The sequence below is a fragment of the Samsonia erythrinae genome, assembly GCF_004342665.1.
In the GTDB taxonomy this organism is placed as follows: Bacteria; Pseudomonadota; Gammaproteobacteria; order Enterobacterales; family Enterobacteriaceae; genus Samsonia; species Samsonia erythrinae.
This window is the reverse complement of sequence record NZ_SMBY01000001.1, coordinates 568,348-587,529: the sequence shown is the minus strand read 5'-3', so window position 1 is coordinate 587,529 and position 19,182 is coordinate 568,348. Positions and strand designations below refer to the sequence as shown.

The 19,182-nt window shown below is 56.3% G+C and carries 17 protein-coding genes and 1 pseudogene; 3 read left to right on the top strand and 15 right to left on the bottom strand.

The annotated features are described in order from the left end of the window. Positions 1-133 precede the first annotated feature (133 nt). Genes urtE through atzF form a run of 8 tightly spaced genes read right to left on the bottom strand, consistent with a single transcriptional unit; the run spans position 134 to position 11,732 of the window. The gene (urtE, locus tag EDC54_RS02645; RefSeq protein ID WP_132452942.1) at positions 134-832 is read right to left on the bottom strand and encodes an urea ABC transporter ATP-binding subunit UrtE; all 699 of its coding nucleotides are present in this window, start codon (positions 830-832) and stop codon (positions 134-136) included. Between the two features lies 1 nt (position 833). Beyond that, positions 834-1,625 (bottom strand): urea ABC transporter ATP-binding protein UrtD, encoded by a 792-nt coding sequence (gene urtD / locus EDC54_RS02640; RefSeq protein WP_132452940.1) that lies wholly within the window; start codon positions 1,623-1,625, stop codon positions 834-836. After that, a complete protein-coding gene (urtC, locus tag EDC54_RS02635) occupies positions 1,618-2,694 on the bottom strand; it encodes an urea ABC transporter permease subunit UrtC (protein ID WP_132452938.1) in 1,077 nt (358 codons plus the stop codon). The genes urtD and urtC overlap by 8 nt, the downstream gene beginning before the upstream one ends. Further along, complete coding sequence (urtB, locus tag EDC54_RS02630) at positions 2,694-4,256, bottom strand: urea ABC transporter permease subunit UrtB (RefSeq protein ID WP_132452936.1); 1,563 nt, start codon at positions 4,254-4,256, stop codon at positions 2,694-2,696. The genes urtC and urtB overlap by 1 nt, the downstream gene beginning before the upstream one ends. Positions 4,257-4,311: 55 nt before the next feature. Continuing rightward, a complete protein-coding gene (gene urtA / locus EDC54_RS02625) occupies positions 4,312-5,580 on the bottom strand; it encodes an urea ABC transporter substrate-binding protein (RefSeq protein ID WP_132452934.1) in 1,269 nt (422 codons plus the stop codon). Positions 5,581-5,607: 27 nt separating this feature from the next. After that, entirely contained in the window at positions 5,608-6,306 is a 699-nt protein-coding gene (locus EDC54_RS02620; protein WP_132452932.1) for a GntR family transcriptional regulator, read from the bottom strand. Between the two features lie 9 nt (positions 6,307-6,315). Continuing rightward, positions 6,316-9,933, bottom strand: a complete 3,618-nt coding sequence (uca, locus tag EDC54_RS02615) for an urea carboxylase (protein ID WP_132452930.1) — start codon at positions 9,931-9,933, stop codon at positions 6,316-6,318. A 2-nt stretch (positions 9,934-9,935) separates the two neighbouring features. Next, positions 9,936-11,732 (bottom strand): allophanate hydrolase, encoded by a 1,797-nt coding sequence (atzF, locus tag EDC54_RS02610; RefSeq protein ID WP_132452928.1) that lies wholly within the window; start codon positions 11,730-11,732, stop codon positions 9,936-9,938. 394 nt (positions 11,733-12,126) lie between these two features. Here atzF and EDC54_RS18170 point away from each other — a divergent pair, with 394 nt between their 5' ends. Further along, positions 12,127-12,387: an Arm DNA-binding domain-containing protein gene (locus EDC54_RS18170; protein WP_329957839.1), complete on the top strand. Its 261-nt coding sequence runs from the start codon at positions 12,127-12,129 to the stop codon at positions 12,385-12,387. 36 nt (positions 12,388-12,423) lie between these two features. Here the strand turns inward: EDC54_RS18170 and EDC54_RS02600 are convergent, their stop codons facing one another. Then, entirely contained in the window at positions 12,424-12,825 is a 402-nt protein-coding gene (locus EDC54_RS02600) for a MarR family winged helix-turn-helix transcriptional regulator (RefSeq protein WP_132453634.1), read from the bottom strand. 46 nt (positions 12,826-12,871) lie between these two features. Between EDC54_RS02600 and EDC54_RS02595 the strand changes: the two are divergent. Next, positions 12,872-13,663: pseudogene (locus EDC54_RS02595) on the top strand (UbiD family decarboxylase); the annotation flags it as partial. 17 nt (positions 13,664-13,680) lie between these two features. Beyond that, complete coding sequence (locus EDC54_RS17985; RefSeq protein WP_380895366.1) at positions 13,681-13,911, top strand: non-oxidative hydroxyarylic acid decarboxylases subunit D; 231 nt, start codon at positions 13,681-13,683, stop codon at positions 13,909-13,911. 473 nt (positions 13,912-14,384) lie between these two features. Here the strand turns inward: EDC54_RS17985 and EDC54_RS02585 are convergent, their stop codons facing one another. The 6 genes from EDC54_RS02585 to nac all read right to left on the bottom strand — a co-directional run bounded on the left by EDC54_RS02585 (position 14,385) and on the right by nac (position 18,968). Further along, entirely contained in the window at positions 14,385-15,122 is a 738-nt protein-coding gene (locus EDC54_RS02585; RefSeq protein WP_132452926.1) for an amino acid ABC transporter ATP-binding protein, read from the bottom strand. A 9-nt stretch (positions 15,123-15,131) separates the two neighbouring features. Continuing rightward, entirely contained in the window at positions 15,132-15,893 is a 762-nt protein-coding gene (locus tag EDC54_RS02580) for an amino acid ABC transporter permease (RefSeq protein ID WP_132452924.1), read from the bottom strand. Between the two features lie 5 nt (positions 15,894-15,898). After that, entirely contained in the window at positions 15,899-16,594 is a 696-nt protein-coding gene (locus EDC54_RS02575) for an amino acid ABC transporter permease (RefSeq protein ID WP_132452922.1), read from the bottom strand. 23 nt (positions 16,595-16,617) lie between these two features. Next, a complete protein-coding gene (locus tag EDC54_RS02570; protein WP_132452920.1) occupies positions 16,618-17,370 on the bottom strand; it encodes an SDR family oxidoreductase in 753 nt (250 codons plus the stop codon). 113 nt (positions 17,371-17,483) lie between these two features. Continuing rightward, complete coding sequence (locus EDC54_RS02565; protein WP_230514450.1) at positions 17,484-17,927, bottom strand: acetyl-CoA carboxylase biotin carboxyl carrier protein; 444 nt, start codon at positions 17,925-17,927, stop codon at positions 17,484-17,486. Positions 17,928-18,044: 117 nt separating this feature from the next. Then, on the bottom strand, positions 18,045-18,968 hold the full coding sequence (gene nac / locus EDC54_RS02560) for a nitrogen assimilation transcriptional regulator NAC (RefSeq protein WP_132452918.1): 924 nt from the start codon (positions 18,966-18,968) through the stop codon (positions 18,045-18,047). Between the last annotated feature and the right edge of the window lie 214 nt (positions 18,969-19,182).

Here is a 19,182-nt window from a genome sequence, read left to right as displayed (position 1 = left end):
GACGACTATCCATCTATATTAAAGAATACGCCATTCTCTTATGGCGTATTTCTCTTAATCATGCGTAATTTCAGCGGATAACTCCTCCTCGAATTGCCGTAACGCCACCAATCCCCTTCCGCCGAATCTCACCTCAGATAGCGACAAGATTTCTGACACCGTCTATTTCCATATTGGCTCCGGCACCGCGCTGTATAATTTCGCCGCGGGACATAACCAGATAACTGTCTGCCAAATCGGCCGCAAAATCATAAAACTGTTCAACGAGCAGAATAGCCATGTCTCCTTTGCAGGTTAGTTGCCGAATGACCTCACCAATTTCTTTGATCACAGACGGTTGAATTCCTTCCGTGGGTTCATCCAGTATTAATAATTGCGGCTTACACGCCAGTGCCCGGCCAATGGCCAATTGCTGCTGCTGCCCGCCCGAAAGATCGCCGCCGCGTCGGGCTTTCATCTCCTCTAACACGGGAAACAGCTTATAAATTTCTTCAGGCACCGTTTTGGACGGAGATCCGGAGAAGCGGGCAAGGCCTATCAGTAAATTCTCTTCAACCGTCAGACGCGGGAAAATTTCACGCCCCTGTGGCACATAGGCAATGCCCGATTGCACGCGCTGGTGTGGTTTTCGGTTGTTGATCACTTTTTCATTCCAGCGAATCTCGCCGGATTTCACCGGGATCAATCCCATCAGGCATTTCAACAGCGTGGTTTTACCCACGCCGTTGCGTCCAAGTAAGCAGGTAATTTCGCCCGGTTTCGCCTCAAAGGAGAGGCCGCGCAGGATATGGCTGCCGCCATAATATTGATTCAGTTCGGATACATGCAGCATCTTAGCGCCCCAAATAAACGTCGATGACCCGATCGTCTGCCTGAACTTCGCGTAACGATCCCTCAGCCAGCACCTGGCCCTGATGCAAGACTGTGACGTGATCGGCGATGGTTTCAACAAATCCCATATCGTGCTCGACCACCATCAGAGAATGCTTGCCCGCCAAACTGCGGAACAGCTCGGCGGTGTACTCGGTTTCGGCATCGGTCATGCCCGCTGCCGGTTCGTCAAGCAGCAGCAGGTGTGGGTCCTGCACTAATAACATGCCGATTTCGAGAAACTGCTTCTGTCCGTGCGACAGCAGGCCAGCGTTACGCTGTCGTTCACCGGCAAGGCGTAGCAGTTTGAGCACTTCATCAATGCGATCATGCTGCTCGCCATTGAGCCGTGCCCGTAAACTGGCCCACACCGATTTATTGTTTTTCAGCGCAATCTCCAGATTTTCAAATACCGTTAGGGCTTCAAATACCGTGGGTTTCTGAAATTTGCGGCCGATCCCCGCCCGCGCGATCTCAACAGGCGACATACGGGTAAGGTCGGAGTCCTGATCGTAGATCACCTGTCCGTTATCGGGACGGGTTTTGCCGGTAATCACGTCCATCAGCGTAGTTTTGCCCGCGCCGTTCGGACCAATCACACAACGCAATTCACCAACGCCAATCTTCAGTGACAGATCGGTCAATGCGCGAAAACCATCAAACGAGACGTTGATCTTCTCTAACTGAAGCACCGGATCGCTCTGATCGCGATGACGATCGGCAGGCTGGGGTTGGGTAAACAGTTGCTCAGTCATCACGCCTCCGGCGCAGCAGGCCAATCACACCACGCGGCAGGAACAGCGTGACAAGGATAAACATCAGCCCAAGGAAGAACAGCCAATATTCCGGGAAGGCTACCGTAAACCAGCTTTTGGCGCCGTTCACAATCGCCGCCCCTAATACTGGGCCAACCAAGGTGCCGCGCCCACCCAGCGCCACCCAAATGGCCGCTTCAATCGAGTTGGTGGGCGACATTTCGCTCGGGTTGATGATGCCGACCTGCGGTACATAGAGCGCGCCAGCCAGCCCGCATAGCACCGCAGAAAGCGTCCAGACAAGCAGCTTGAAGCCTTTGGGGTCATAGCCCACGAACATCAGGCGGTTCTCCGCATCACGCACCGCGGTCAGTATCCGGCCAAACTTGCTGCGCGCCAGCGCGAAGCCAATGCCGAGACTGAGCAGTAGCAACAGCACGGTGGCGATAAACAATCCGATGCGTGTGCCGGTCGCGGTGACATTAAAGCCGAGCAGCGTGGTGAAGCCGGTAAAGCCGTTGTTGCCGCCAAATCCGGTTTCATTACGGAAGAACAGCAGCATGCCTGCGTAGGTCAGCGCTTGCGTCATGATCGAGAAATAGACGCCTTTGATCTTTGAGCGGAAGGCGAAGAAGCCAAACACCAGCGCCAACAAACCCGGCACAAGTATGATCAGACATAACGCCCAGACAAAGTGCTGGGTGCCCGCCCAAAACCAAGGCAGTTCGCTCCATGACAGAAAGGACATAAACGACGGCAATCCTTCGCCTGCAGCCTGGCGCATCAAATACATGCCCATGGCATAGCCGCCGAGCGCGAAAAAGAGACCATGTCCGAGCGACAGTAACCCGGCGTAGCCCCACACTAAATCCAAGGCCACGGCGACAATCGCATAGCAAAGGATTTTGCCGATCAATGTCAGCGTGTAAGTCGAGATCGCCAACGGATGCGTTGCGGACAGCAAGGCGCAGAACGGCAGCACCAACAGAAGGACGGTAATGATAACGCCCAGGCTGAAGGTCAGACGCGGCGCCTTTCGTACCAGCGTTAAGGTCAGGGGTTGGTTCATCAGTCTATTACCCTCCCTTTAAAGGCGAACAGGCCCTGTGGACGTTTTTGAATGAACAGGACAATCAGCAAGAGGATAAGAATTTTACCCAGCACCGCACCAATCTGCGGCTCCAGCACTTTGTTAAGAATACCCAAACCAAAGGCCGCCACCACAGTACCCGCCAGTTGGCCAACGCCCCCCAGCACCACCACGAGGAAGGAGTCGATGATGTAACCCTGGCCCAGTTCAGGGCCGACGTTGCCGAGCTGCGACAGCGCCACGCCGCCCAGTCCGGCAATGCCGGAACCGAGACCAAACGCGAGCATATCGATGCGCCCGGTCGGCACGCCGCAGCAGTCGGCCATGGCACGATTTTGCGTTACGGCGCGTACGCTAAGACCCAGACGCGTTTTGTTCAGCAGCAGCCAGGTGAGACCCAGCACGACAAACACAAACAGGATCACCGCAATACGGTTGTACGGCAGCACCAAATTCGGCAGTACCTGCAAGCCACCAGAGAGCCAGTGGGGGTTGGCGACTTCGAGATTTTGTGCGCCAAACAGCATGCGTACCAGTTGGATCAGCATCAGGCTGATACCCCAGGTGGCGAGCAGGGTTTCCAGTGGACGACCATACAGATGGCGGATGATGGTACGTTCCAGCAACATACCGATGCCGGCGGTGATCAGAAACGCGATGGGCATTGCCAACAGCGGATACCACGCCAGCCATTGCGGTGCGAACTGCTGGAACAGGTTCTGCACAAACCAGGTGGCGTAAGCACCCAGCATCAGCATTTCGCCGTGCGCCATGTTGATCACGCCGAGCAGGCCGTAGGTGATTGCCAGACCGAGAGCAGCCAGCAGCAGGATCGATCCCAGAGAGAGGCCGGTAAAGGCCTGACCAAGCAGGTCACCCCACATCAGACGATGCTTTATCTGTTTCAGGCTGGCGGCGGCGGCGGCACGTACCTGCGCATTAGGTTCATTGCTGGCCTGCGTCAGGTGACTGAGACGGGCCTGCATATTGGGGTCGCTCGATTCCCCTAACAACGTGACGGCGTTGAGTCGCACTGCGGCATCAGGGCTGGCAAGTTGTAGGTTAGCGGCCGCCATAGCCAAAACGGCATGCACCTGCGCATCTTTCTCTTCGACGAGGCGCTGTTCAATCAGGGGCAACGGAGCGGCAGCACCGTCGCTTTGCAGTTGTTGAGCGGCTCGCAGGCGGAGGCCGGGATCGTCGCTCACTAACTGATGTGCCGCGAGCGCGCTGGCGATCAACATGCGCAACCGATTGTTCATAAAAAGCTTTTTGGTTTCTCCGTCGGGCTGCCGGGCGCTGTCCAGCGGGGTAAACTTGTCAGCCTGTTTGCTGAACGGCTGCTTGTTCTGGTCAATGACCACGCTTTCATTGCGCAGCGCTTGCAGCAGCGGTAAGCGGCTGGTCTGCGGCGCGGCGGCCCACTGTTGCAGCAGCGTCGCCTGTTCGGTGCGGCTGGCGGCGGCGAAATCAGCGCCATCACCCGCCCTGACGAACCAGGGTAAGAACAGCAGACAACAAATATAAAGTTTGAAGTTCATCAATACAGCCTTCTGAGTATCGCTAAGCGCCCTTCAGCATCCTGAAGGGCATGATTTACTTCGCAGATTTCTCTGGATGATCAGGCTTTTTATCATTACCGGCGATATACGGGCTCCACGGCTGCGCACGGACTGGCTGTTCGGTCTGCCACACCACGTTGAACTGACCGTTCTCTTCCACTTCACCAATCATCACCGGTTTATGCAGATGGTGATTAGTTTGATCCATTGTCAGGGTGAAACCATTGGGTGCCTTGAAGGTTTGCCCGGCCATTGCCGCACGGACTTTGTCTACATCGGTGGTGCCCGCTTTCTCTACCGCCTGTGCCCACATATGCAAACCGACGTAGGTGGCCTCCATTGGATCGTTTGTCACCACGGTACTTGCGTTCGGCAGGTTGTGCGCTTTGGCATAGGCACGATAATCCGCAACAAACTTGTCGTTAGTGGGATTCTCAACCGATTCGAAGTAGTTCCAAGCGGCTAACTGGCCGACCAGCGGCTTGGTGTCAATACCACGCAGTTCCTCTTCGCCGACTGAGAAGGCGATCACCGGAATATCGGTGGCTTTGATGCCCTGATTCGCCAGCTCTTTATAAAACGGTACGTTGGAGTCACCGTTAATAGTGGAGATCACCGCGGTTTTACCACCGGCAGAGAACTTCTTGATGTTAGACACGATGGTCTGGTAATCGCTGTAACCAAACGGCGTATAGACTTCTTCAATGTCTTTATCCTGGATGCCCTTGCTGTGCAGGAAGGCGCGCAGGATCTTGTTCGTGGTACGGGGATAGACGTAATCGGTGCCCAACAGGAAGAAGCGTTTAGCGCTGCCGCCATCTTCGCTCATCAGGTATTGTACGGCGGGGATCGCCTGCTGGTTAGGTGCGGCGCCGGTGTAAAACACGTTCGGCGACATCTCTTCACCCTCATACTGCACCGGATAGAACAACAGGCCGTTCAACTCTTCAAACACCGGTAGCACCGACTTACGCGATACCGATGTCCAGCAGCCAAATACCGCAGCGACGTTGTCCTGCGTCAGCAATTGGCGCGCTTTCTCTGCGAACAGCGGCCAGTTTGATGCCGGATCCACCACCACCGGCTCCAGCTTCTTACCCAGTACGCCGCCCTGGGCATTGATCTCATCAATGGTCATCAAGGCTACGTCTTTTAGCGGCGTCTCTGAGATCGCCATCGTACCGGAAAGCGAAGACAATATGCCGACTTTAATGGTGTCCGCGGCCTGTGCGCTGAAGGCAAAACCCAAACTGACCACGGTGGCGGAGAGTGCAAAAGCTTTAAGCAACGAACGTCTTTTCATCGTTAACCCTCTTAATGTGTAAGTTTTTTATTCAATTGGCTGAAGCCGCGCCTGCTGTAACATGTGTAAGGTAATCTTGCGGACCTCTGCCTTACTCACGGCAATATGGTTGGTTAAAATGCGCAGAGCCTCCTCGGTTTGTTGCTGGAAAATCGCCTGTAAAATCTGAGCGTGTTCGCGGTATGTCGCCTCCACCCGATCGTCACACGTAAAGTCGAGACGTCGGATGATGCGAATTTTTTCGGTCAACTCCGCGTGGATGCGCGCGATCTCTTTATTGCCGGCGGTCGCCACGAGTGCCATATGAAACGCTTCGTCCTGAACCGATACCGCTTTGCCGTCCTCCAAACGTGGAGAGTCAATCCAAACGCTTTTCAGCGCGGTGAGCGCTTCAGCGCAGGTAAGCGGCGGCAGCGCACAGAGACGGCGCACGGCTTCGCGTTCCAGTACGGTGCGGAAGTCGTACAGTTCCTCGAAGTATTCGAAGTCGAATGGCTTCACCTGCCAACCGCTACGAAACCACACTTCGACATAGCCCTCGCGCTCCAGCCAGAACAGCGCCTGACGCACCGGCGTACGGCTTACGTCAAACCGCTCGGCGATTTCGTTTTCGCTAAAGCGGTCGCCGGGCATTAAACGGTAATCAAAAATGTCCTGTTTCAGGGCCTGATACACCTTCTCCGCCAAAGCTTCAGGACGCCCTCTGCTACGCAGGTTGTGATTCATTTCCGCTCCTTATTCCAACCACAATAGGGGGTCGCCCGGACTCACCGGACGCCCAGCCTGACACGCAATGCGTTTCACCGTTCCCCCCTGCGGGGCGACAATCGCCAGTTCCATTTTCATTGCTTCCACAATGACCAGCGTCTGACCGCTCTCCACTTCATCACCCGGCTGCACCAACACTTTCCAGATGTTGCCGTTCATATCTGCGCTGACAGGAACAAGCGCCTGATTGTCGATGTCGTCTAACGCTGTTTCTGTCATCAGTGTGGGCTCGGGTTCTTCATCCCGTTCCCAAAGCGTGACTTCCTGTTCGAACGCGGCTGCCTGACGCTGGCGGAAGGCGCGAATAGACGCCGCGTTTTCAGAGAGGAACTGCTGGTGTTGCGCGAAATCAAACAGCGTTTCTTCAATACGAAGATTGACACGGCCCTCGCGGAAATCGTCGCGCAGTTGGGTAAGCTCATCTTCGGTGACCGGATAGAAGCGCACCTGATCGAAGAATTTCAACAGCCATGGCTCGTTCTGCGCGAACTGATCGTTTTTGAGGAATTTGTTCCAGATCGGTAACGTGCGCCCCACCAGTTGATAACCACCGGGCGAGTCCATACCGTAGATACACATGTACATGCCGCCGATGCCCACCGTGCCTTCCGCGGTGAATGTCCGCGCCGGGTTATATTTAGAACTGAGCAAGCGGTGACGCGGATCGATGGGCACTGCACAGGGTGCTCCCAGATACACGTCGCCCAGTCCGAGGATCAGATAGCTCGCGTCAAAGAGGGTATCGCGCACGGCCTCGCGACTCTCCAGCCCGTTAATACGCTGGATAAAATCAACGTTATTCGGCAGCCATGGCGCATTGGCGCGCACGGTTTCTTTATAGCGTTCGACGGCACCAAGAGTGGCGCTGTCTTCAAACGCCATCGGCATCCAGACAATGCGTGACGGCACTTTCAGCTGACTGACATCACCCAAGCCGGCTTCCAATTCCAGCAGCAGCTCCATCAGTTGCCGCTGGCTGAGGATCAGGCTGTCATAGCGCACTTGCAGAGAGCGCACACCCGGCGATAACTCTTCCACGCCAGGCACCGCACGCTCGCGGAGCGCACTCATCAGTAAATGCACGCGCAGACGCAGCGCCAAATCGAGCACGTTATCGCCGTATTCAATCAGCACATATTTGTCACCGGCCTGACGATAAACGGCGGCGGGTGTTGTTTCTGTGGCGGGCAGCGACGCCAGCAATGTCGCGGAACCAAACGCAGTGACCGCCAGTGACGGTACGTCAAACGTCGTCGCGTGATAGCTGCGGAGCGTAGTCACGCACTCCGCCTGCGCTTTTTCCAGCGCAACCGCCTCTTCCACGCTGATCGGATGGAAGCGAATACGATCGCCGGGCTTAACCTGACCAACTTTCCACAGCTCGGCTTTGGCAATGGTCACAGGACAGACAAAACCGCCGAGGCTTGGCCCGTCATTCGTCAGGATCACCGGGAAGTCACCGGTAAAGTTCACCGCGCCAATGGCGTATTCGCAGTCGTGTACGTTGGAGGGATGTAGCCCGGCCTCGCCGCCGTTGGCACGCGTCCATGTCGGTTTGGGGCCCGCTAAGCGCACACCAAGGCGGTTGGAGTTGTAGTGTACCGTCCAGTCGCTGGCAAAAAATTCATCGATAGCGGCCTGAGTAAAGAAGTCTGGCGCACCGTGTGGTCCGTACAACACACCGATGCGCCACTCGTTGCCATAATGTGGCACCAACGCATGATCCAGCGCCTGAGGCTCGCTGACGGGCGCTGGCGTGGTGCAGGCCGCCAGCAGCGGTTGGGAGATCGGCAGCATATCAGCCACGCGCAGAGTGCGTCCGGCATGACCACCAAACTGACCGAGTGAAAAGGTAGAACGGCTACCAAGGTATTCCGGTACATCAAAACCGTTGCGCACGGCCAAATAGGTGCGACAACCGCTCTGCGCGCGGCCTAAGGTCAAGGTTTGCCCGGCTTTGACGCTAATCGGCTGCCAGTAAGCCAGCCTGGCGCCATCCAAATCTGCCGGGCAATCGGCACCGGTCAGGGCAATCACCGCATCGCTATGAAAACGCAGCGTAGGGCCTTGCAGAGTAAATTCCAGTCCGGCTGCGCTGTCGTGGTTGCCCACAATTCGGTTAGCAAGGCGGAAGGCAAAGTCATCCATTGGGCCGGAAGGCGGAACGCCGATATCCCAATAACCGAGGCGACCAGGGAAATCCTGAATGCTGCTGAAAGTACCCGGTTGCATCACTTCGATCACGCAGGCAGATGGAGTGAAGTTGTCGAGGAAGCGAGTCCATACCTTGCCGCTGTGGAAAGCATCGGTCGCCACGATTTGACGCAGATAGTCGAGGTTGGTGGCGATGCCATGCAGTTGGGTCGCATCCAGCGCCTGCTGCATCTTCACCAGTGCGGCTTCACGCGTATCTGCGTGAACAATCAGTTTGGCGATCATCGGATCGTAAAACGCGGAAACTTCGGTGCCGGTGTCGATCCAGCCATCCACACGCACATTTTCCGGGAAGGTGACGTTGGTCAGCACGCCAGGGCTTGGCTGGAAATTTTTCAGCGGATCTTCAGCGTAGATACGCACTTCAATGGATGCGCCTCTAGGCTCCTGCTGTAGGCGCGCCCAGTCAATAGCATCCCCCGCCGCGACGTTCAGCATTAACTCCACTAAATCGAGACCGGTGACACACTCCGTGACCGGATGCTCCACCTGCAAACGGGTATTTACTTCGAGGAAGTAGAACGCATCTTGTTCGACGTCATAGATATATTCAACGGTGCCAGCGCTACGGTAGTTGACCAATTCACCCAGGCGTACGGCTGAGGCCAGTAACGCTTCACGTGTCACCTGCGGGAGGTTGGGCGCGGGCGTTTCTTCCACGACTTTCTGATTGCGACGCTGCACTGAACAGTCGCGCTCGCCGAAGGCAATCACTTTGCCGCTGCCATCGCCAAAAATCTGTACTTCGATGTGACGGGCGCGATCAATGCAGCGCTCTAAGAATACCCCGGCATCGCTAAAGAAATGTTCGCCAAGACGGCGCACGCTTTCCCAGGCGTTGCGCAGTGCGTCTTCATCGGCACAGCGATTCAAACCAATCCCGCCACCGCCCGCGGTGCTTTTCAGCATCACAGGGTAACCGATGTTTTTCGCGGCGCTGATTGCTTCTTCCAGTGAATCCAGTAATGACGTACCGGGTGTCATCGGCACACCGGCATTGGCCGCCAGCTCACGTGCGCGGTGTTTCAAACCAAACTCGCCGATCTGCTGCGCTGTCGGGCCGACAAATGCAATGCCCGCATCTTCACAGGCCGCGGCAAACGGCAGGCTTTCAGAGAGGAAGCCGTAGCCAGGCCAGATGGCTTCTGCACCGGTCTCTTTGGCGGCGCTCAGAATTTTATCAATACACAGATAGCTGTCGCTGGCTTTATCACCGCCGAGCGCAATCGCCACATCGGCTTCTGTGACGTGACGAGCATTGCGATCGGCATCTGAGTAAACGGCAACGCTTTTCACGCCGAGGCGCTTCAGGGTACGAATGGCACGGCAGGCGATTTCGCCACGGTTGGCAATCAAAACAGTGTTGAACATGATTATTTCCCCTCCTGAGAGGCCAGCCAGTTACGCCAGCCGCCGAATTCAGTAATTTCCAGCGCTTGCGTCAACACCGCCGGTTCGCAGATAAATCCTTTCACCGTGCGGCCATCGGCCAGCGTCAGTGAACCGATACCGAGCGGTGCCGGGATTTCAGCCACGAATTCACCAAAACGCGCTAAGGGGATATCCCACAATTCGACGGTGATCGCTGCACCGCTGTCGCCGCGCAACAGGCCCGGCTTCTTAATCGGCCCCTCCAGCAAGGCAAACAGACGATAGTTGCCGGCGGTTTGCGTCTCTTCCACCCATACCGCATTGCGGGTAGTCAGCTGGAAGTTGAGCGGCATACCGGTGAGATGCGCGCCGACCACCGCCACGCGCACGTGTTCGGCTGAGACAGGTAATGGCGCGTGCTGCGCGAGTTGCGGTTTGCCGGTGGCACCCAAGGGCAACGCCATCTGCTGCTGCCAACGCAGGCCAAAACTGGCCAGTGCGCGATCGTGCCAGGCAGGCGCGATCAGCGTGATGCCCGCTGGCAGACCATCGGCACGGAATGGTCCAGGCAGTGCCAGTGCGCTAAGGTCGGCGAGGTTAGTGAAATTGGTGTAGGTGCCGAACTGCGAGTTGTAATGCACCGGTTCTTGCGTCATCTCCTCCAGCGTACGAATCGTGGGCGAGGTCGGCACCACGACGGCATCAAACTGCGCCAGCGTTTGCTGGATTTGACGCGCCAGCTCCGCACGCAGGTACTCGGCCTGATAAGCCTCTACGGCGGTATATTTCAGGCCGCCGCTGACTATGCCGTACACCACCGGATCCATATCTTCAGGGCGCTTGATCATCTCGCCGACCGCGGCGGTACGCTCAGCGACCCACGGGCCGTAATAGAGCTGTTCAGCGAGTCGGTGGAATGGGGTGAAATCGATAGGGTGCAATGTGGCACCGCCCGCTTGCAGTTGCTCCAACGCATGCAGCCAGGCCGTTTCGGCCTGCTTATCGCCAAAGAATTCCGGCGTGGCCGGAATCGCAAAATCCGGCTGCGCCTTGAAGCTGGCTGGCGCGGTATAGGGGTTGCTGCGTGAGTAGGCATCTCCGGCATCGTAGCCGCCTGCAACAGTCGCGACCGCAAAGGCATCCTCAACGGTTAAGGCAAATACGGAAATGGTGTCATTCAGGCGGCAGGCGGGCACTACACCGCTGGCAGACAGCCAGCCTTTAGTCGGCTTAAGTCCCACGATGTTGTTAAAGCCCGCCGGTACGCGCCCGGAACCGGCCGTGTCGGTTCCGAGTGAAAATCCCACCAGACCACGCGCCAGTACCGAAGCGGACCCCGAACTGGAACCGCCGCTGACATAGTCAGGGTTAAATGTATTTCTCACCGCCCCAAACGGGGAGCGCGTACCGACTAACCCTGTCGCATACTGGTCGAGGTTGGTTTTGCCGATCGCTACCGCCCCCGCCGCTTTCAACTGAGCCACCACAAACGCATCCGCTTCGGCGGTGTAAGTCGAGGCCGGACAGGCTGCGCTGGTTGGCCAGCCTGCCACATCAATATTGTCTTTCACTGCGAAAGGGACGCCGAACAGCGGCAGCGCCGCCGGATTACGCTGGTAACGCGTCAGCAGCGGTTCGATTTGTGCCTGCAATTGTGCGGGTGTGGCGAGATAGATCCACGCATTATCCTGCCGGTCGATAGCGTCGAGATGCGCCGCCAGCAATGAACTGATGCATTGGGGGTCCTGCCGATAGCGGTGTTGCCAATCCTGAAGTGTGAATCCGAAGGTTGATGCCATGTGTGAATTCCAACTGGTATACAAGATGGAATACCTAAAGCAAGACACATGCCATTTTTTAACACAATGAATCTAATGAGTATTTTTTCTCGTGAAGTTCTGTATCATCCTCGCCTGACTTGAATTGGTGCAATGTTGCTCTACCTTAAAGCAGAGGTTATGTAAAGCAGAGGTGACGTCGAACCGCATTCAAATCTCACGTCAAAAGAAAAGAGAATACGGCGGTGTCCCTCAATGACATAACATCCCCGATACCGGCACGCGGCGATGCCGTTCGTCAGCATGATCTTCCGCCCTATCCGATACGGTAAGTGCAGCCGCCACAACGGATATTTGCGCGGTTGATGCACGCCTTTTGCTGACGCCATTCCCCCACCGGCAATCTCATCTTTCGATGTTGATTTTTTTCCGTTCAACGATTGACGACATGGGCCGATGGGGTTGTCGCAGCGCCTCAAAAATCCGCAACTTACAACCACCTGTTACCCCCATAAAACGATCCGATTCACACGGTCTGTACCTTCACGTTAAACCGACTGGTTCACGTTTCTGGTTCTTCAGATACTATTTTTGTGGCAAGGAAACCCGCAGGGCAGATTTGTCTACGGGTTCGGGGACAGTCCAAAAATGCAAGAATGCAGACGACTTGTTCTGAGCGTACAGCGTACAAGTAGTAATTGTTTTGTCTCGATTAACATTGTTCCTGAGTCGCCGCTACCCCTTTTCTAACTTTAGCCAGCAGTGCGATGAGTGTTTCTTGCTCCTGAGCTGACAAGCCCGTCATCATGCTGTTAGTAATGCTCTCAGCAAACGGGCGAATCGCAACCAGCTTTGCTTCGCCTACCGCGGTAAGACGGACAATTCTTCTTCGCTTGTCTGTTTTATCATTTTGACGCTCAATGAGTCCGCGCTGTTCCATTCGGCCCAGCATTTCTGTCAGTGTCGCTTTTGTCGTCGCGCTCGCATGCCCAAGAGCAATCTGATCCAAATCTCCGGATATCATCAATGCTTCCAGTACCGCATATTGAGGCTTCGTGAGATCCGGGACGAGTGTCGTCCATCGTGCGGTATGTTCCTGCAATAAAACACGCATAACATGAAATAAAGTGTTATCGAACAAAAAATACTCCTTTATGTACGTGATGGCCTCGACCCCTTTACGCTATGATCAATCCGAATACGAAATGGCCGGAGCGATACGCGGTTCGGCCTATCCTATCGCCACCGCTCCGCTTACCGGATTTGACGTTCCATGGGGCTCAGAAGTGGTTATTGAAGGTGTGATTGAGAGTCGTAAGCGGGAATTAGAAGGACCTTTTGGCGAGTTTACCGGCCATTACTCCGGTGGTCACAGCATGCCCGTTATCCGCATAGATAAGGTGTCTTATCGCACACAGCCTATTTTTGAAACACTTTATCTGGGTATGCCCTGGACAGAGGTCGATTACCTTATCGGCCCCGCGACCTGTGTCCCTCTCTACAAACAACTTAAAGCTGAATTTCCTGAGGTCCAGGCCGTAAATGCGATGTATACCCATGGATTATTAGCCATTATTTCGACCAAAAAACGTTATGGGGGATTTGCTAAAGCGGTTGGTGTGCGAGCTATGACCACACCTCATGGTCTGGGCTATCTCAAGATGGTGATTGTTGTCGATGAAGATGTGGACCCGTTTAATTTGCCACAGGTAATGTGGGCGCTGTCAACAAAGGTTAATGCCGCTGGAGACCTGGTTCAGTTGCATAACATGTCAGTTGTTGCACTCGATCCAAGCTCATCTCCCTCTGGTATTACGGATAAGCTAGTAATAGACGCAACGACGCCAGTTACGCCTGACGATCGCGGACATTTCAGTCAGCCTGCACGGGATCTGCCTGAAACGTCAGCCTGGATCAAAAAGCTCACCGATCTCATTCACGCAAAGCGCTAAAGATTATTGGAGAAAAAATGAACATAGTTTGTCCTCGCTGTGGTCATGACCACATAAACGAAATGGCCCATAGCCCTGTTTCCGGCATATGGACGGTATATCAATGCGATCGATGCATCTATACGTGGCGCTCGACAGAACCGCCGCGCCGTTCCGACCGCAGCCATTATCCACAGGCGTTTCGTATGGACTCAAAAGACATTGCCGACGCACCAGCGATTCCTGCCATACCGGATCTGTTAAAGTAGTCATGTCTTTTATAAAGAGGGAGTGCAGTTTGTTTTATGTCAGAACAGGCTTTCTGCGCTAAGGTCGATACTCTTTCTCCTGCGCGAGGCGAGTAAACCTGATTAGTTGGAGAAGGGAGTATCTGAGCATTCCTCATAAAGTTAAGCCGCCAGAATGCTATGGCGGCTTCTCTCTATATGAGATATGAGCCAATATAAGGATGATTTGATTTCAAGTTCCTGGAATGTCAGGTCTGGATTGGCCTCACCACGAAAGTGCCCTGACCCAAAATCCTGCTCATTCATCTATCATCTATGATGCCTGCAATAATCGCGATCTCTTCCCTTTGTTCAGTACCGGCCTAAAGTAGAGTTTTCGGCCTTTCTTCCTTAAAAAGAAGGTCATCCGGCATGAAAAGACATGTTGGACTTCGTTGCGGATAATCGGTTCAACGGACGATGCATCCGGGCGCGATACTCGTTTAGCTCGGTTGCTAATGAACCAGTAAATCATTGAGGAAACGTCGTGCGCGCGCGTGCTGCGGCGCGGTGAAGAATTTATCCGGCGTGGACTTTTCCAGTATTTGCCCCTGATCCATAAACCAGATCGTATCCGCGACGTCGCGAGCAAAGTTCATTTCATGGGTGACGCACATCATGGTCATCCCCTCCTGCGCCAGCCCGCGCATCACGCTCAGCACCTCGCCGACCATCTCCGGGTCGAGCGCGGATGTCGGTTCATCAAACAGCATGACCGGCGGTTTCATCGCCAGCGCCCGGGCGATGGCCACCCGCTGCTGCTGGCCGCCGGAAAGCTGCGCCGGGTAAACGTCAGCCTTGTGCGACAGCCCTACGCGTTCCAGCAGTTCCCCGGCATGGCGCCGGGCTTCGGCGCGCTTTTCGCCGAGGACTTTCACCGGCGACATCATGATATTTTCCAGCACCGAAACGTGCGGAAACAGGTTGAAGCTTTGAAAGACGAAGCCAATTCGCGTCCGCAGTTGGTTCAGCCGGGTGCTGGAGCCATGAATATCGATGCCGTCAAACAGAATCTGCCCCTGCTCAATGGGTTCAAGACGGTTGACCGTGCGGATTAACGTCGACTTCCCGGATCCGGACGGGCCGCACACCACAACCACTTCGCCGCTTTTAATTTCGGCGCTGACGTTGGTCAGGGCCTGATATTCCCCGTACCATTTATTCACCTGATTGAACAGAATCATCGGTCGCATGGTTGCTCCTTATTGCGTTTGTGATGGCGACTGGTCAAGAACCAGCGGCGTGGCCGGCTTTCCCGTCGCGGGCAGCGCGCATTGCCTCCTGCTGGCGATACGTCGCTCCAGACGGTTGGCCAGCCACGTCAGGCTAAAGTTAATGATGTAGTAGCTCAGCGCCACAATGGCGAAGACCTGGAACGGTTTCGTCAGCAGTTGGTTGCTGACCTGATTGGCCGCATAGGTGAGTTCCGGAACGTTAATGACGTAGCCGAGGGTGCTGTCTTTGATAATTGAAACCAACTGGCTGACCAGACTCGGCAGCGAGTTGTACAGCGCCTGCGGGAGGATCACCAAACCCAGCGCCCTGATGTGCCCCATTCCCAGCGCACGGGAAGCCTCATATTGCCCGGCGGGCAGCGACTGGATCCCGCCCCGCACGATTTCGGCAATATAGGCGCTCTCGTAGATGATCAGCGTGCACAGCATAGTGCTGAAGCCGCTGATATTGTGGCCGATCAGCAGCGGTACGCAGAAATAGGTCCAGAACACCACCATCATCAGCGGGATGCCGCGCAGCAGATAGATCCAGCAGGTCGCCGGCCAGCTCAGCCAGCGCCACGGCGAGAGGCGAGCGAGGCACAGCAACACGCCGACCGGAAAGGCGAACAGCACCGCCAGCAGCGACACCAACAGGGTACACAGCACCCCGCCCAGCGGGCCATCAGGATACTGTCCCATTAGCAGCAGCAAGCCGTTATCGTGAAGAATCGTGAAAAAATCCAACATACTGATTACCTCGCATACGCGCGCTGAAAGCGGCGTGCCAGCAGCGCCCCCACCCCCATCAGCAGCAAAGAGAAGGCCAGATAGCCCACTGTCGCCACCACATAAGCCTCGAAGGTGCGGAAGGTTTGGTTTTCAATGTCGCGCGTGACGTAAGTCAATTCGGCGACGCCAATCACCATGGCAAGGCTGGTATTTTTGAACAGCAGCACGGTGTGGTTAATCACCGACGGCAGCGCGTTGCCGATCCCTTGCGGCAGCATCACCAGCCACATGGCGCGTAGATACCCCATTCCCAGCGCTCTCGCCGCTTCATTCTGCCCGGCGGGAATGGCGCGCAGACCGCTGCGAATATCCTCAGAGAAGTAGGCCGCCTGACACAGTCCGAGCGCGACCAGCGAAAACAGAAATTCCGCATTCATTTCGTTCACCCACATCTGCAACGACTCGGGCAACAGCGTCGGGATCGCGAAATACCACATCATCAGTTGGATAAGCGTCGGTACGTTGCGATGGTAGGAAACGTAAGCCGCCACCAGCAGCTGCGCGAAGCGCTTGTTGCTCAGGCGGATCATCACCAACACCAGCGCAATCAACATGGCGAGCAGCCATGCGCCCAACGCCAGTTCCAGAGTGACGACGGTGCCATCAAGAATCATCTGGCCGTAGCGGCCAGTCATCACGTGACTGAAGTCGAGTACCATATTCCCTCCTCGCTTGTCGTCACTCAGGATTCGCGCTCGCCGGGACGCATCGTGGACAGTCCGCCGGGCACCTGCAATGTCGGGGTGATCTCAATATTCCCTATGTTGACCGCCACCGGCGCAGCAATCGCAAAGGCCACGCAGTCGGCGATGTCTTGTGCCTCCGGCAGCTCGAATCCGTCGATAAAGCGGCGGCGCGCGTCTTCGTGGTCGCCGGAAACGTTACCGAAAATCTCCGTCGCCACCCGCCCCGGACAGATTTCGGTGATCCGCACCCGCTTGCCGTAGCAATCAACGCGCAGCTGGCGCGACAGCGCGTGTACCCCCGCTTTGGTGGCGTGATAGATAGAGTTGCCGTTGAAGTTATAAATCGCGGCGATGGAGGTGATATTAATGACGTGGCCACAGTCGCGCGCCACCATTCCCGGCACCAGCAGACGGCACAGGTGCAGCACGGCGCGCAGGTTGACATCCACCTGGGTATTCACCCGGTCGGCATCCGCATCGAGAATGGATCCCGGATGCGAAACGCCAGCGTTGTTCACCAGAATATCAACCGGGAGATCGCGGCACAGCGCGGTGAGCGCCGGGAGATCGCCGACGTCGATGGCGTGGGGAATGCATCCGGTTCTGTCCGCCAGGGCGGCTAACTGTTCGTGACGACGCGCCACCGCGTGGACGACAATCCCTTCCTGACAAAGGCGTTCGACAATCGCTTCACCCATCCCGGCGGAAGCGCCGGTCACCAGGGCCACTTTATAATCTGAAAATGGCATATGTGCTTCTCCTGTTGCGGCAGACCGATCTGCCTTTGACGTTGTTTTTCTGACTGTATGCAGTTATCTCCACAGGGGATAAGACATAAATAGTTTGGCCCGATAAGGGGCCCTTATAACGTCACGCAGTCGGCGTCCACAGGCAGCAGCAGCGCGATCTCGCTGCCGTACTCCAGCCGGCTCCCCGCGGTTGCGACAACGCGTGCGATCGTCCCTGCCACCGGGCCGCGCACCGGCAAATAGAGCGGCCCGACCTGCACCAGCGCGAGGATATCGTGCGGCTCAATATGCTTCCCCTCGCTGACGAACGGTTCCCCTTGGCTGGGGTGGCTCAGCAGCAGGCGTCCCGGCATGGGGGAACACACCGGCAGCAGGCGGGTTTCGGTCGCCGTTGGCGGCGGAAGCTGAGGCGGTTTGGCCGTCGTTTTTACGCCGGGATAGCGCAGGCGAACCGACCAGTCCGCGCCGCGCCACTCAATTTCCCGTAGTCCGGCGTTGTGCATCTTCTGCGCCAGTTGGCGCACGTCCTTCAGGGCTATCTGTTGTTTTTCCATCATGATTCCATCGCGCAAGGGTCAGATCGCGGCAGCGCCACGCGCCAGAGCATTGACTCTAGCGCGGGTATCGGACGAGCGGATAAGAGGGTTTCGCTTTGAGGTAATAAGGGAGACTTATTATCCCACCAGCGCTAAGGGCCGATTGTCCTCGGTCCGCTGTGCCATCAGAGAGAGCAACACGCCCTTCACCGCCTCCGCGGGCTGCGAAAGCGGCAGATGGTCGGACATACAGAAAGAGAGCGAGGTGAGCACATCGGGGTCGACAATCCTCGCCATCCAGGCATTGGCGGGCTGGAGCATGGCGCGCGCCGCGGATTCCGGCATGATGGTGCCGCCGAGCTCCGCCGCCAGCGCCGCGTTAAGCGTCGTCTGCGATTCGATTTCGCACTTCACCCGGTAGCTCAGCCCGGCCTGCGTAAAAGCGTCGTCCGCCGCTTTACGCATAATGTTATAAATGCGCGGCAGGAACAGATCGTAGCGGGCCACCTCCGCCAGAGGAATTTCACGACGGGGATGTCCCAGCGCGTGCGGACAGACGAAAAAGAGCGCCTCTTTCATCAGCGGCAGAAAACGCAGCCCATGAATATCACGGTCACCGTAAATCACCGCCATATCCATCCGTCCGCTCATGATTAACTCGCTGAGGGTCATACCAAAGTTCTCATTGAAATAGAGCACGATCCCCGGATGCTGGCGCCGCACTTCGGTCAACAGCGGGATCGCCAGTTGCTGGGCGGCGGTGCCCGGCGCCAGTCCGACGGAAACCTGTCCGCTCAGGGCCAGTCCCGCGCCGTCAATGGCGCTCTGCGCCTGAGCGCACTGGCGCAAAATCGCCTGAGCATGGGTATAGAGAATTTTCCCGGCGTCGGTTGGCGTCACGCCGCGTTTGGTACGAATCAATAGCTGCTGAGCGACCTCGCCCTCCAACGTCGCCAGTTGCTGGCTGAGCGCGGGCTGGGCGATGTGCAGAATGTCAGCGGCCTGCGTCAGGCTCCCGACGTCGACAATTTTGATGAAATATTTCAGGCGGCGAAGATTCATAGTAGCAGTCCCCTATCAATGCATACGCCTATGACAAGCAAAATCAATGCCATAACCACAAAGCCCCCGCAGACCGCCGGTAACGCGGCATAGGCGGGCCGTTTGTCCTCCATCGCCCGTGCGTTTGCACCGTCAAGGGGCAGCGCCGCGTCAGTACGCCCTGACCGTCCGCAGGCCGTCAGGAGAACGTTCCTCGTCAGTCATCGCATTGGGT

What these genes read in the sequence shown, in the direction of transcription:
- urtE (WP_132452942.1), bottom strand. Translation starts at nt 832, where the DNA reads ATGCTGCATGTATCCGAACTGAATCAATATTATGGCGGCAGCCATATC.
- urtD (WP_132452940.1), bottom strand. Translation starts at nt 1,625, where the DNA reads ATGACTGAGCAACTGTTTACCCAACCCCAGCCTGCCGATCGTCATCGC.
- urtC (WP_132452938.1), bottom strand. Translation starts at nt 2,694, where the DNA reads ATGAACCAACCCCTGACCTTAACGCTGGTACGAAAGGCGCCGCGTCTG.
- urtB (WP_132452936.1), bottom strand. Translation starts at nt 4,256, where the DNA reads ATGAACTTCAAACTTTATATTTGTTGTCTGCTGTTCTTACCCTGGTTC.
- urtA (WP_132452934.1), bottom strand. Translation starts at nt 5,580, where the DNA reads ATGAAAAGACGTTCGTTGCTTAAAGCTTTTGCACTCTCCGCCACCGTG.
- EDC54_RS02620 (WP_132452932.1), bottom strand. Translation starts at nt 6,306, where the DNA reads ATGAATCACAACCTGCGTAGCAGAGGGCGTCCTGAAGCTTTGGCGGAG.
- uca (WP_132452930.1), bottom strand. Translation starts at nt 9,933, where the DNA reads ATGTTCAACACTGTTTTGATTGCCAACCGTGGCGAAATCGCCTGCCGT.
- atzF (WP_132452928.1), bottom strand. Translation starts at nt 11,732, where the DNA reads ATGGCATCAACCTTCGGATTCACACTTCAGGATTGGCAACACCGCTAT.
- EDC54_RS18170 (WP_329957839.1), top strand. Translation starts at nt 12,127, where the DNA reads ATGTTGATTTTTTTCCGTTCAACGATTGACGACATGGGCCGATGGGGT.
- EDC54_RS02600 (WP_132453634.1), bottom strand. Translation starts at nt 12,825, where the DNA reads ATGCGTGTTTTATTGCAGGAACATACCGCACGATGGACGACACTCGTC.
- EDC54_RS17985 (WP_380895366.1), top strand. Translation starts at nt 13,681, where the DNA reads ATGAACATAGTTTGTCCTCGCTGTGGTCATGACCACATAAACGAAATG.
- EDC54_RS02585 (WP_132452926.1), bottom strand. Translation starts at nt 15,122, where the DNA reads ATGCGACCGATGATTCTGTTCAATCAGGTGAATAAATGGTACGGGGAA.
- EDC54_RS02580 (WP_132452924.1), bottom strand. Translation starts at nt 15,893, where the DNA reads ATGTTGGATTTTTTCACGATTCTTCACGATAACGGCTTGCTGCTGCTA.
- EDC54_RS02575 (WP_132452922.1), bottom strand. Translation starts at nt 16,594, where the DNA reads ATGGTACTCGACTTCAGTCACGTGATGACTGGCCGCTACGGCCAGATG.
- EDC54_RS02570 (WP_132452920.1), bottom strand. Translation starts at nt 17,370, where the DNA reads ATGCCATTTTCAGATTATAAAGTGGCCCTGGTGACCGGCGCTTCCGCC.
- EDC54_RS02565 (WP_230514450.1), bottom strand. Translation starts at nt 17,927, where the DNA reads ATGATGGAAAAACAACAGATAGCCCTGAAGGACGTGCGCCAACTGGCG.
- nac (WP_132452918.1), bottom strand. Translation starts at nt 18,968, where the DNA reads ATGAATCTTCGCCGCCTGAAATATTTCATCAAAATTGTCGACGTCGGG.